Source organism: Streptomyces sp. NPDC107562 (genome assembly GCF_055657325.1).
This window is the reverse complement of sequence record NZ_JBVKBE010000006.1, coordinates 162,803-174,772: the sequence shown is the minus strand read 5'-3', so window position 1 is coordinate 174,772 and position 11,970 is coordinate 162,803. Positions and strand designations below refer to the sequence as shown.

Annotated in this window: 10 protein-coding genes; 7 read left to right on the top strand and 3 right to left on the bottom strand. The window is 73.9% G+C overall.

Translation table 11 applies throughout. From position 1 onward, the window contains the following. Positions 1-149 precede the first annotated feature (149 nt). Positions 150-1,415 carry a TerD family protein gene (locus ACZ7LV_RS19190; protein ID WP_471940686.1) on the top strand — a complete coding sequence of 422 codons (1,266 nt, stop codon included), beginning with the start codon at positions 150-152 and terminating at the stop codon, positions 1,413-1,415. Positions 1,416-1,428: 13 nt separating this feature from the next. On the opposite strand, the gene ACZ7LV_RS19185 is transcribed toward ACZ7LV_RS19190, so the two are convergent. Then, positions 1,429-2,622 carry a glycosyltransferase gene (locus ACZ7LV_RS19185; RefSeq protein ID WP_471940685.1) on the bottom strand — a complete coding sequence of 398 codons (1,194 nt, stop codon included), beginning with the start codon at positions 2,620-2,622 and terminating at the stop codon, positions 1,429-1,431. A gap of 39 nt (positions 2,623-2,661) precedes the next feature. Here ACZ7LV_RS19185 and ACZ7LV_RS19180 point away from each other — a divergent pair, with 39 nt between their 5' ends. After that, complete coding sequence (locus ACZ7LV_RS19180; protein WP_471940684.1) at positions 2,662-3,447, top strand: glutamate racemase; 786 nt, start codon at positions 2,662-2,664, stop codon at positions 3,445-3,447. A 107-nt stretch (positions 3,448-3,554) separates the two neighbouring features. Beyond that, positions 3,555-4,103 (top strand): hypothetical protein, encoded by a 549-nt coding sequence (locus ACZ7LV_RS19175; protein ID WP_401671444.1) that lies wholly within the window; start codon positions 3,555-3,557, stop codon positions 4,101-4,103. A gap of 75 nt (positions 4,104-4,178) precedes the next feature. On the opposite strand, the gene ACZ7LV_RS19170 is transcribed toward ACZ7LV_RS19175, so the two are convergent. Next, positions 4,179-5,231, bottom strand: a complete 1,053-nt coding sequence (locus ACZ7LV_RS19170) for an O-antigen ligase family protein (protein ID WP_471940682.1) — start codon at positions 5,229-5,231, stop codon at positions 4,179-4,181. 229 nt (positions 5,232-5,460) lie between these two features. On the opposite strand from ACZ7LV_RS19170, the gene lnt reads away from it, so the two are divergent. From lnt to ACZ7LV_RS19150, 4 genes are all read left to right on the top strand, one after another. After that, on the top strand, positions 5,461-7,074 hold the full coding sequence (lnt, locus tag ACZ7LV_RS19165) for an apolipoprotein N-acyltransferase (RefSeq protein WP_471940680.1): 1,614 nt from the start codon (positions 5,461-5,463) through the stop codon (positions 7,072-7,074). 79 nt (positions 7,075-7,153) lie between these two features. Further along, positions 7,154-7,630: an NUDIX hydrolase gene (locus tag ACZ7LV_RS19160; protein WP_471940679.1), complete on the top strand. Its 477-nt coding sequence runs from the start codon at positions 7,154-7,156 to the stop codon at positions 7,628-7,630. A gap of 58 nt (positions 7,631-7,688) precedes the next feature. Then, positions 7,689-8,489, top strand: coding sequence for a 3-hydroxybutyrate dehydrogenase (locus ACZ7LV_RS19155; RefSeq protein WP_471940678.1), 801 nt, complete (start codon positions 7,689-7,691; stop codon positions 8,487-8,489). 77 nt (positions 8,490-8,566) lie between these two features. Continuing rightward, complete coding sequence (locus tag ACZ7LV_RS19150) at positions 8,567-10,516, top strand: helix-turn-helix domain-containing protein (protein ID WP_471940677.1); 1,950 nt, start codon at positions 8,567-8,569, stop codon at positions 10,514-10,516. 39 nt (positions 10,517-10,555) lie between these two features. Here the strand turns inward: ACZ7LV_RS19150 and ACZ7LV_RS19145 are convergent, their stop codons facing one another. Next, on the bottom strand, positions 10,556-11,941 hold the full coding sequence (locus ACZ7LV_RS19145; protein ID WP_471940676.1) for an MFS transporter: 1,386 nt from the start codon (positions 11,939-11,941) through the stop codon (positions 10,556-10,558). Between the last annotated feature and the right edge of the window lie 29 nt (positions 11,942-11,970).

Genomic DNA, 11,970 nt, shown 5'->3' with positions numbered 1-11,970 from the left:
GGGGGTTACCGGCGGTTGACCACTCGTCTTTTCGCACTCCTCATGGGCGTCCGCCGTCGTGGGCAATACGTTGGGAGGCGCGACGAACGCGACGCGATGCCGGGGCGTGAGACCTGGCGGGGTGACTGCTGATGGGGGCGGACATGTCAATGCCGAAGGGATCCAACGTCCCGGTGCCGACGACGGCGCTGCGGGTGGAACTGGGGTGGGGCTCCGGGCCGGGTGTGCCCGACACCGACGCCTCGGCGCTGCTGCTGGTGGGCGGCAAGGTCCGCTCGGACGCGGACTTCGTCTTCTACAACCAGCCGCAGCACTCCTCCGGGGCGATCCGGCACGAGGGCAAGCGGGACGACGGCGGCCGGGTCACCGACACCCTGGTCGTCGACCTCACGCGCGTGGAGCCGGCCATCGAGACGGTGGTGCTCGTCGCCTCCGCCGACGGCGGGACGTTCGCCCAGGTGCCGGGGCTGTACATCGAGGTGAAGGACGCCGGCCGGGGAACCGTGGCGGCACGGTTCGACAGCGTGGGCGCGACCGTCGAAACGGCGTACGTACTGGGTGAGTTCTACCGGCGCCAGGGCGCCTGGAAGTTCCGCGCCGTCGGCCAGGGGTACAGCAGCGGCCTGGAGGGCCTGGCCACGGACTACGGCATCACGGTGGACGAGCCGCAGCGCACCGCGCCCGTCGCGCCCCCGGTCGCCCCGCTCCGGCCGGCGAGCGTCACCCCGCCCGTCCCGGCCCCGCCGCCGGTCGCCCCTCCTGCCCCGCCCGCCCCCGTGCAGCTCACCAAGGTCACGCTCACCAAGGCGTCCCCGTCGGTGTCGCTCACCAAGCAGGGCGGAACGTCGGGTGCCATGCGCGTGAACCTCAACTGGCAGGTGCGCAAACAGTTCTCCGGATGGGGCAGCAAGCGCGGCCGGGCGGTCGCCCTGCACGCGGACCTCGACCTCGACCTGTGCGCCCTGTTCGAACTCAACGACGGCAGCAAGGGCGTCGTCCAGGCCCTCGGCAACACCTTCGGGTCGCTGCACCAGCCGCCCTACATCCACCTCGACGGCGACGACCGCACCGGTGCCGTGGCGAGCGGCGAGAACCTCACCATCAACCTCGACCACAAGCACGCGTTCCGGCGCATCCTCGTCTTCGTCACCATCTACGAGGGCGCCCGCTCCTTCGCCGACCTGCACGCCACGGTCACCCTGCACCCGCAGTTCGGCGCGCCGATCGAGTTCTCCCTCGACGAGTGCACGGTCCCCTCCCCGGTGTGCGCGCTCGCGCTCATCACCAACACCGGCCAGGACCTGGTCGTCCAGCGCGAGGCCCGCTACCTGGTCCCCGACCGCGGCGTCAGCATGCAGCGCGCCGTCGACCACGCCTACGGGTGGGGCATGAACTGGACGCCCGGCCGCAAGTGAGTCCGGGGCCGGCTCAGCCCTCGTCGGGGACGGCGTCCGGACGCGTGTAGGTGCGGCCCTTCCAGGCCGCGCCCCGTCCCCGGTAGTGCCGCACCGCCGAGTCGACCGTCATGAGGAGGTACAGGGACGCGGTGAAGGGGAGCAGCGGAGCGAGCCACGGCGGCTGCGCGTAGTAGCGGAGCATGGGCAGGTACGTCCCCGTCATCACGAGCCAGGCCAGCGCGCCCAGCACCGCGGTCGCGCCGCTCCCGAGGGTCAGGCCCGCGACGAGCGCGACGGGCGGCACCAGGTACACCACGGCGAGCCCGGCGACCGTACCGGCCAGCAGGAGGGGGTTGTGCCGCAACTGGGCGTAGGCGCTGCGCGCGACCATGCGCCACAGGTCGTGCAGCCGGGGGTAGGGGCGCACGCTGTCCACGCCGTCGGCGAGCCCCAGCCAGATGCGCCCGCCGCTCCGGCGGACCGCCCGTGCGAGCGCCACGTCGTCGATGACGGCGTGCCGGATGGCGTCGGGGATCCTCGCGCGGGCCGCGGCATCGGCGCGCAGCAGTACGCAGCCGCCCGCCGCGGCCGAGGTCCGCGCGTTCGGCCGCCCGATCCGGCGGAACGGATACAACTGCGCGAAGAAGTAGACGAAGGCCGGTACGACGAGCCGCTCCCACAGGCTCTCGACGCGCAGCCGGGCCATCTGGGAGACGACGTCGAAGCCGCCCGTGTGCGCCGCCGCGACCAGCCGGCGCAGACTGTCCGGCGCGTGCGCGATGTCGGCGTCCGTGAGCAGCAGGTACTCGGGACCCCGCGCGCGGGCGAGGCCGATGCCGTGGCGAACCGCCCAGAGCTTGCCCGTCCAGCCCGCGGGCGGCTCGCCCGGAGAGGACACGGTGAGCGGCAGCCCTCCGTGACGGCGCGACAGCTCTCGCGCCAGTTCGCCGGTGCCGTCCGTGCTGCCGTCGTCCACCAGGAAGACCTCGGCCCGCCCGGGATAGTCCTGCGCGAGCACCGAGGGCAGGGCGGCCGGGAGCAGACCGGCCTCGTCACGCGCCGGCACGACGACGCACACGGACGGCCAGACGGCGGGTGGCGTACGAGGGGGAAGGCGAACGTCCGTTCGCCAGAAGAAGCCCTGACAGAGCAGCAGCCACAGCCAGGCGGCGAGAGATCCGGCGACGGTCCACAGGAGGGCGCTCACCCGCGCAGTCTGCCCCACGGGACCGGCCGCGAGAGGCCCATCGTCTATCGTGACCGGGTGAAGATCGCGCTCATGGACTCCGGAATCGGTCTGCTGGCGGCCACCGCAGCGGTACGGCGCCTGCGGCCCGACGCCGATCTCGTGCTCTCCCTCGACCCCGACGGCATGCCCTGGGGCCCCCGCACGCCGGAGGACCTCACCGGGCGCGCCCTGGCCGTCGCCGAGGCGGCCGCCGCGCACCGTCCCGACGCACTCATCGTCGGCTGCAACACCGCCACCGTGCACGCCCTGACCGCCCTGCGCGCCCGCCTGGAGCCCGCGCTGCCGGTCGTCGGCACGGTACCGGCGATCAAGCCGGCGGCGGCGGGCGGCGGACCGGTCGCGATCTGGGCGACACCCGCCACCACCGGCAGCCCATACCAGCGCGGGCTCATCGAGAACTTCGCCGACGGCGTGGACGTCGCCGAGGTGCCCTGCTGGGGTCTCGCGGAGGCGGTCGAACGCGCCGACGAGAGTGCCGTCGACGCCGCGGTCACCGCCGCCGCCGCACTGACCCCGGACGACGTCAGGACCGTCGTCCTTGGCTGCACCCACTACGAACTGGTCGCCGAGCGGATCCGCGCCGCGGTGCAGCGCCCCGGCCTGCCCCCGCTCGTCCTGCACGGCTCCGCCGGAGCGGTGGCGGCACAGGCGTTGCGGCGCGTCGGCGCGCGTCCCGCCCCTTCCGCGACGCCGCTCGGCACGGTGACCGTGCTGCTGAGCGGGCGCGAGGGCGCGCTGCCCGCGGCCGCCCTGACCTACGAGGAAGGCCGCCTGCTCACCGCCGTCAGCCCCGTGCGGTGACCCCCGGTCACTGACCGGAATCCTTCGGTCCGCACCGGGCCCGGTGCGGGTTCGTCACTGTGCGCGACCCCCTACCCGCACAGCGAAACCTGAGTAGTCTCAATGGCATGAGGCACCACCCCCACGGCAAGCGCACCTCGCATCCCGACATCTGGACCGGCCGCGCGACCAACCGGGTCCAGTGGTTGCTGGCGCTCGTCGGCGCCGCCTGCCTGGCGCTCGGCATCCAGCTGGCCGTCGCCTCCGCGTGGACGGACGAGGGCCTGGCCCCGCTGGTGATGTCCGTGGTCGGCTGCATCGCCGCCGGACTGCTGGTGCTGTTCGGCACGCTCGCCTTCGTGCACGTCGCGCTGCGGGTGGACAAGGAGTGCCTCGAAGTGCGCTGCGGCCACATCGGAGTGCCGCGTCGCCGCATCCCGTTGTCGCAGGTCGCGGGCGCGAAGTTCGTGCCCCACGTCACCCCGCGCCACTGGGGCGGCTGGGGCTACCGCTGGCGGCCCGAGAAGGGCACCGCGGTCGTCGTGCGCCGCGGTGAGGGTCTGGAGCTGCGCCTGTGGGACGGCCACACCTTCACGATCACCGTGGACGACGCGGAGGCGGCGGTGCGGGTCATCAAGGAGCGGCTGCGGCCGACCACGCCGGGGGCCGTGCGCTGAGACCGAGGCGGCCCGGAGCGGCCGCCCTGGTCGTGCCGCTACGGCGCACCGGCCTGCCCGGCAGGGTGCCGAGGATCACGTCGCCAGGCGATCGGTGGGGGCGATGCCCTCCCGGTCCGCCGGTTCCGGCGTCAGCGGACGGGCCGTTGCCAGCCCCGCCAGCAGGCCGGCGCCCACCGACACCGCCGTGAAGCTGAGCGCGTTGCCCACCGCGGCGATGGCCGCGAGCGCCGTCAGCGCCGCGCCCGCGCTCAGCGCGACCGGCGTCGGCCGTGCCGTTCGCCACAGCGCGTAGAGCACCCAGCAGAAGGCGGCGGCCAGCAGCGTCACTCCAATGGCCCCCTGTTCGGCCGCCTGCTGAAGCACCGCGGAGTGCGGCTTGCCGTCGGACAGCGCGGACGCCGCCGAGGTCGCGCTGAGCTCGCCGAAACGCCCCGGTCCTGCCCCGAGGGCGGGGTCCTGGCGGGCGAGTGCCAGCGCGTCGCGCCACAGCTCCACCCGGTGCCGGGTCAGCGGGCCCTCCAGGGCGGAGGCCGGTCCCGCGGGCAGCACGCCGGCGGCGACCGCCCAGGTCAGGCCGGTCACGGACGCCGCCACCACGGCCAGACCGGCGAGGCCGACCCCCCGGTGCCCCATCCGCCCGGCCGCCAGCGAGCAGAGCAGCACCCCCGCACAGGCGACGAACCCGGTGATCGTGCCGAGCACGGCCGCGGTCGCCACGATCCCGGCCGCCACCGCCCACAGTGCCGTGCGCAGCACCGGGACGGCCGTGGACCAGGCGGCGCAGCACGCGGCGCCCGTCGCCAACGTGAGCAGGGCGGCCGTGGCACCCGCGTGCCCCAGCGGCACACCGGGTGGCGGCCCCGGGGAGAGGTGCGGAACGGCGACCGTCAGCACGGCTCCCGCCAGCGCGCCGGTCAAGGGTGCGGCGACCGGCGCGATCGCCCCGCTGATGCGCCCCGCCGCGTAGCCGGCCGTGACGGCCAGCACCGCCAGCAGCACGCCTTCGGGCCGCCCGCCCTGCACGGCCGCCGTGATCAGCGACCACAGGGCGCAGGCGCCGAGCGCGACGACCCCCGCCGCGTCGGAGGCGCTGCGTCTCTCGCCGTCGGCCTGCGCATCGGCCACAGACGTCACTCCCGTGGACCCCACCCGTCCCCCCGCGACCGGCCGTTCTCCCGACCTGTACGGGCCCCGGCCGTCCCGCCGCGCGACCTGGGCTCGGCCACACCGTAACGGCTTGTGGGCGGTTTGTGGATGTGTGGCACCGACTGGTGCAGAAACGATGTGGCTGACGAGGTGGGGGGAGTCCCGGCCACGCTGTCGGCTTCGCAGCGGGCCCCCGTAGACTCCCGGAGTGACCGTCACCGCAACCTCCGTGGGCGAGTCGGACGCCGCGACCCCGCGCACCGCGACCGAGTCGCGCGCCGCGCGATCGCTGCGCGCCCTTGTCCCGGCCGCCGCAGCGGCGCTCTCCGGAGTGCTCCTCTATGTCAGCTTCCCGCCCCGCACGCTGTGGTGGCTTGCCCTGCCCGCCTTCGCCGTCCTCGGCTGGGTGCTGCGCGGCCGGAGCTGGAAGGCGGCCTTCGGTCTCGGCTATCTCTTCGGCCTCGGCTTCCTGCTGCCCCTTCTGGTGTGGACCGGCGTGGAGGTCGGCCCCGGTCCCTGGCTCGCCCTGGTGGTCATCGAGGCGATCTTCGTCGGCCTGGTGGGCGTGGGTGTCGCGGCGGTCTCCGGACTCCCCGGTCGGCCTCTGTGGGCCGCCGCCGTGTGGACCGCCGGTGAGGCGCTCCGCGCGCGCGTGCCGTTCGAAGGCTTCCCCTGGGGCAAGATCGCCTTCGGGCAGGCGGACGGTCTCTTCCTGCCGCTGGCCGCGATCGGCGGTACCCCGGTGCTCGGCTTCGCCGTGGTCCTGTGCGGCTTCGGCCTGTACGACGTCGTACGCCTGGGTCTGGAGGCACGCCGCACGCGCGCGCCGCGGCGAGGTGCGGCGGCCGTCGCGCTGCTCGCCGTGGCCGTACCGCTGCTCGGTGCCCTCGCCGCGCGGCCGCTGGTGAGCGACCGGGCCGAGAACGGCACCGCGACCGTCGCCGTCGTCCAGGGCAACGTGCCGCGCGCGGGACTCGACTTCAACTCGCAGCGGCGGGCCGTGCTCGACTACCACGCGCGCGAGACCGAGCGCCTGGCCGCCGAGGTCGAGGCGGGCAAGGTCGCCCGGCCGGACTTCGTGCTCTGGCCGGAGAACTCCTCCGACATCGACCCCTTCGCCAACCCCGACGCCTACGCGGTGATCGACGGGGCGGCCAAGGCGATCGGGGTGCCCCTCTCGGTCGGCGCCGTCGTCGAGCGGGACGGCAGGCTCCTCAACGAGCAGATCCTGTGGGACCCGCAGAAGGGGCCCGTCGACACCTACGACAAGCGGCAGATCCAGCCCTTCGGCGAGTACCTGCCGCTGCGCTCGATGCTCGACATGATCAACAAAAGCTGGACGTCGATGGTCCGCCAGGACTTCAGCCGTGGCAGCGAGCCGGGCGTGTTCGCCATGGACGGCGCCACGGTCGGCCTCGTCACCTGCTACGAGGCGGCGTTCGACTGGGCCGTGCGCTCCGAGGTCGTCGACGGCGCGCAGCTGATCTCGGTGCCGAGCAACAACGCGACCTTCGACCGCAGCGAGATGACCTACCAGCAGCTCGCCATGTCCCGCGTCCGCGCCGTCGAGCACAGCCGGACCGTCGCGGTGCCGGTCACCAGCGGGGTCAGCGCGATCATCATGCCGGACGGGACGATCACGCAGCGGACCGGCATGTTCGTCGCCGACTCGCTGGTCCAGGAGGTGCCGCTGCGCTCCTCCCGAACGCCGGCGACCCGCCTCGGCGTCCTGCCGGAGATCGCCCTGGTGCTGGTCGCGGCGGGCGGCCTCGGCTGGGCGGTCGCCGCGGCCGCGCGCGGGCGGCGCGCGAGTGACGGATAGCGGTACGCCCGCCGTCCGCTCCTGGAACGCGTCCGGGACCGCTTCCGGGACCGCCCGAACCCCCGGTTAGGGTCGCCCCATGGCTACTCCTGACTTCATCCGCACCCTGCGGGCGTCCGCCGGGCACCAGCTGCTGTGGCTCCCCGGGGTCACCGCGGTCGTCTTCGACGCCGACGGCAGGGTGCTGCTGAACCGCCGCTCCGACACCGGACGGTGGGCGCTGATCGGCGGTATCCCGGACCCGGGGGAGCAGCCCGCCGCCTGCGCCGTGCGGGAGGTCCACGAGGAGACCGCGGTGCACTGCCGGCCGGAGCGGGTGGTGATGGTCCAGGCGCTGAAGCCGGTGACCTACGACAACGACGACGTCTGCCAGTTCATGGACATCACGTTCCGCTGCCGGGCCATGGGCGGCGAGGCACGCGTCAACGACGACGAGTCGCTGGACGTCGCGTGGTTCGACGTCGACGCCCTGCCGGATCTCCACGAGTTCGCGCGGCTGCGGATCAAGCAGGCCCTGTCGGACTCACCCACATGGTTCGACCCCACCGCTTTCTAACGAAGTATGGGGGCTGACCACATGGGTCGGAGGGCGAGGGCTGCCTAGGGTCGATCGCATGACCGCGTCCCGCGCCCTCCCGGGCCCCCACGCCCCTGTGCTCGACCTCGGTGGCCGCACGGCCCTCGTCACCGGCGCCGCCGGTGGCATCGGCCGCGCCTGTGTCCTGCGGCTCGCGGCCGCCGGTGCCAAGGTCAGAGCGGTCGACCGGGACGACGCCGGCCTGGAGGCGCTCACCGAGCAGGCGGCGGGCCTGCCGGGCAGCGTCGAACCGAGCGTCCTCGACCTGACCGACCTGGCGGCCGCCGAGGCCGCGGCGGCCGGCACCGACGTGCTGGTGAACAACGCCGGACTGCAGCTGGTCCGGCCCATCGAGGAGTTCCCGCCCGACGTCTTCCACACCGTCCTCACCGTGATGCTGGAGGCGCCCTTCCGGCTCATCCGGGGGGCGCTGCCGCACATGTACGGTCAGGGCTGGGGCCGCATCGTGAACATCTCCTCGGTGCACGGCCTGCGCGCCTCGGCGTTCAAGTCGGCGTATGTGGCCGCCAAGCACGGGCTGGAGGGCCTGTCCAAGACCGCCGCCCTGGAAGGCGCACCGCACGGGGTGACCTCCAACTGCGTGAACCCCGGCTATGTGCGCACGCCCCTGGTCGAGAAGCAGATCGCCGACCAGGCCCGGGCACACGGCATCCCCGACGAGCGCGTGCTGTCCGAGGTCATGCTCCAGGACAGCGCGGTCAAGCGGCTCATCGAGCCCGAGGAGGTCGCGGAGGCCGTGGCCTACCTGTGCGGCCCCCAGGCGTCCTTCATGACCGGTACGTCGCTCGTGCTCGACGGCGGCTGGACCGCGCACTGACCCGTCCCCGGCCCGGGGGCGCCCGGAGTTTTCCACAGGGCTGACGGGGCGGCCCGGCGATGAGGAATCCTGTGACCATGTCCCGCGATCACGTGCAGTCCGCCGAGCGCCCCACCGGCGCCCCCGAGGCATCCGGTGCGGGCGCGGAGGCACCGTTCCTGGAGCTGCTGGCCCGTGGCGCGCCCGCCGAGGCCTACGAGCAGCCGGTGCTGCTGGCCCGCGCCCAGGGACGGCCGGCGCAGTGGATCGCGGCGCTCGAGCACGCCAAGCTGCTCGCGCTGCGCGTCCGGTCCGAGCTGGAGGGGCGGCGGCGCCGGGAGGCCGAGCTGTCGGCGCTCTTCGAGACCGCCCACGACCTGGCAGGACTGCGCGACCTGGACGCCGTCCTCCAGGCGATCGTGCAGCGCGCCCGGTCGCTGCTCGGCACCGACGTCGCCTACCTCAGCCTGAACGACCCGGACCGCGGCGACACCTACATGCGGGTCACGGAGGGCTCCGTCGCGGCCCGCTTCCAGCAGCTGCGGCTGGGCATGGGCGAGGGCCTGGGCGGCCTGGTCGCGCAGACGGCCCGGCCGTACGTCACCGACGACTACTTCAAGGACGACCGCTTCCAGCACACCGACACCATCGACACGGGTGTGCGCGACGAGGGCCTCGTCGCCATCCTCGGCGTGCCACTGATGCTCGGGCACCACGTCATCGGCGTGCTCTTCGCGGCGGACCGCCGCGCCCGGGTCTTCGAGCGCGAGCAGATCGCGCTCCTCGGCTCCTTCGCCGCCCTGGCGGCCGCCGCCATCGACACCGCCAACCTGCTCACCGAGACGCGCTCGGCGCTCGCCGGCCTGGAGCGCGCCAACGAGATCATCCGGGACCGCAGCGCCGTCATCGAACGCGCCTCCGACGTGCACGACCGGCTCGCCGAACTGGTGCTGCGCGGCGGCGGGGTGCACGACGTGGCCGCCGCCGTCTCCGAGGTCCTCGACGGCACGGTCGAGTTCAGCGACGCCACCGCGGCACCCGCGCAGGCACTGGAGGCCTTCCGCACGGAGGGGCACGCGGTACGGCACGCCGACGACTGGATCGCCGCCGTCGCCGCCGGCGGCGAGCTGTTCGGCGCGCTGGTGCTGCGCGGCCATCCCGGCCTCGACCCCGTCGACCAGCGCACCCTGGAGCGCGCCGCGATGGTCACCTCCCTGCTGCTGCTCGCCCGGCGCTCCGCGGCCGAGGCCGAGCAGCGCGTCCGGGGCGAACTGCTCGACGACCTGCTCGACGCCCGTGACCGTGACCCGCGTCTGCTGCGCGAACGCGCCACCCGGCTGCACGCCGACCTCGACGCCACCCATGTCGTCCTCGCCGCCCGCCTCGACGGCCCCGCGGCCGACGCCGACCAGGAGGCGGACGCCCGGCGGCGCCTGTGGTCCGCCGCTTCCCACCTCGCCGCCACCCGGCACGGCCTGGCCGCGGCCCGCGACGGCGGCACGGTCCTGCTGCTGCCGCTGGACGCCGGTGACACCGCGACGGCCCTGGCCCGCCGCGCCGCCCGGCACCTGGGCACGGCCGTCCACGAGGCGGTCACGGTCGGCGCGTCCGCGCCGGTCGAGGACCTCACCGCCCGTCCGGACGCGGTCGCCGCCGCCTACGACGAGGGGCGGCGCTGCCTGGACGCCCTGCGCCTGCTCGGACGCGGCGGGGACGGGGCGGCCGCCGAGGACTTCGGCTTCCTCGGTCTGCTGCTGGCCGGCGACCGGGACATCGCCGCCTTCGTCGACCGCACCATCGGCCAGGTGGTGGCGTACGACGAACGCCGCGGCACGGACCTGCTGCGCACGCTCGACGCCTACTTCGCCTGCGGGATGAGTCCGGCCCGCACCAAGGACGAACTCCACGTCCACGTCAACACCGTCGCCCAGCGACTTGAGCGCGTCGGCCGCCTCCTGGGCGAGGACTGGCAGAGCCCGGCGCGGGCCCTGGAGATCCAACTCGCCCTGCGGCTGCACCGGCTGGCGGCCTCGCCGACACGCGGCTGACCCCCGCACGCGCACGGCGTACGGGGGCCGGTGGGCGGGTCAGACGGTGTGCGCGTCGGCCGCCTCGACCTTCGAGGGGGCCGTGCCGGAGCCGGGTTCGACGTCGGACAGATCCCGGTGGCGGGTCTCCTTGGCCACCGCGACGGCGACGACCGTAAGGAGCGCGGCGGCGATCACGTACAGGGCGATCGGTGTCGAGCTGTCGTACTCGGACAGCAGGGCGGTGGCGATCAGCGGGGCGGGGGCGCCCGCGGCGACGGAGGCGAACTGGGCGCCGATGGAGGCGCCGGAGTAGCGCATCCGGGTCGCGAACATCTCGGAGAAGAAGGCGGCCTGGGGCGCGTACATCGCCCCGTGCAGTACCAGGCCGACGGTCACGGCGAGAAGGAGGTTGCCGAAGCCGCCGGTGTCGATGAGCGCGAAGAACGGGAACATCCACAGGCCGACGCCGACCGCGCCGATCAGATAGACGGGACGGCGCCCGATCCGGTCGGAGAGCGCGCCCCACAGCGGGATGACCGCGAAGTGCACGGCCGACGCGATGAGCACGGCGTTCAGAGCGGTCTGCTTGGAGATGTCGACGGCGGTGACGGCGTAGACGAGGATGAAGGCCGTGATGATGTAGTAGCTGATGTTCTCGGCCATGCGGGCGCCCATCGCCACCAGGACGTCACGCCAGTGGTGGCGCAGCACCGCGACGAGCGGCATCTTCTCGGTCTGTGCCGCGCTGTCGGCCTTGCGTGCCTCGGCCTGGGCGAGCGCCTGCTGGAACACCGGCGACTCGTCGACGGACAGCCGGATCCACAGGCCCACCATCACCAGCACGCCGGAGAGCAGGAAGGGTATCCGCCAGCCCCAGTTGTTGAAGGCGCTCTCGGACAGGACGGCGGTGAGGAAGGACAGCACACCGGTCGCGAGCAACTGCCCGGCGGGCGCGCCGGTCTGCGGCCACGACGCCCAGAAGCCGCGGCGCTCGGCGTCCCCGTGCTCCGAGACCAGCAGGACCGCGCCGCCCCACTCACCACCGAGCGCGAAGCCCTGTACGAGGCGCAGCACCGTCAGCAGCACGGGAGCCGCGCTGCCGATCGTGGCGTGCGTGGGCAGCAGGCCGATCGCGAAGGTCGCCCCGCCCATCAGCAGCAGACTCAGCACCAGCAGCTTCTTGCGCCCGAGCCGGTCGCCGTAGTGCCCGAAGACCAGCGCGCCGAGCGGCCGGGCCGCGAAGCCGACGGCGTAGGTCAGGAACGAGAGCAGGGTGCCGACGAGCGGGTCGGAGTCCGGGAAGAACAGCTGGTTGAACACCAGCGCGGCGGCGGAGCCGTAGAGGAAGAAGTCGTACCACTCGATGGTGGTGCCGATGAGGGACGCGGCGACGATGCGCTTCAGGTTGTTCGGCGTCGGTGGAGCGGATGCTGCGGAGGCCATGTGCGCCACTTCCTCGTGTGCGGTGGGGA

Coding starts and splice junctions, on each gene's coding strand:
- ACZ7LV_RS19160 (WP_471940679.1), top strand. CDS start 7,154: ATGGCTACTCCTGACTTCATCCGCACCCTGCGGGCGTCCGCCGGGCAC.
- ACZ7LV_RS19175 (WP_401671444.1), top strand. CDS start 3,555: ATGAGGCACCACCCCCACGGCAAGCGCACCTCGCATCCCGACATCTGG.
- ACZ7LV_RS19190 (WP_471940686.1), top strand. CDS start 150: ATGCCGAAGGGATCCAACGTCCCGGTGCCGACGACGGCGCTGCGGGTG.
- ACZ7LV_RS19145 (WP_471940676.1), bottom strand. CDS start 11,941: ATGGCCTCCGCAGCATCCGCTCCACCGACGCCGAACAACCTGAAGCGC.
- ACZ7LV_RS19155 (WP_471940678.1), top strand. CDS start 7,689: ATGACCGCGTCCCGCGCCCTCCCGGGCCCCCACGCCCCTGTGCTCGAC.
- ACZ7LV_RS19150 (WP_471940677.1), top strand. CDS start 8,567: ATGTCCCGCGATCACGTGCAGTCCGCCGAGCGCCCCACCGGCGCCCCC.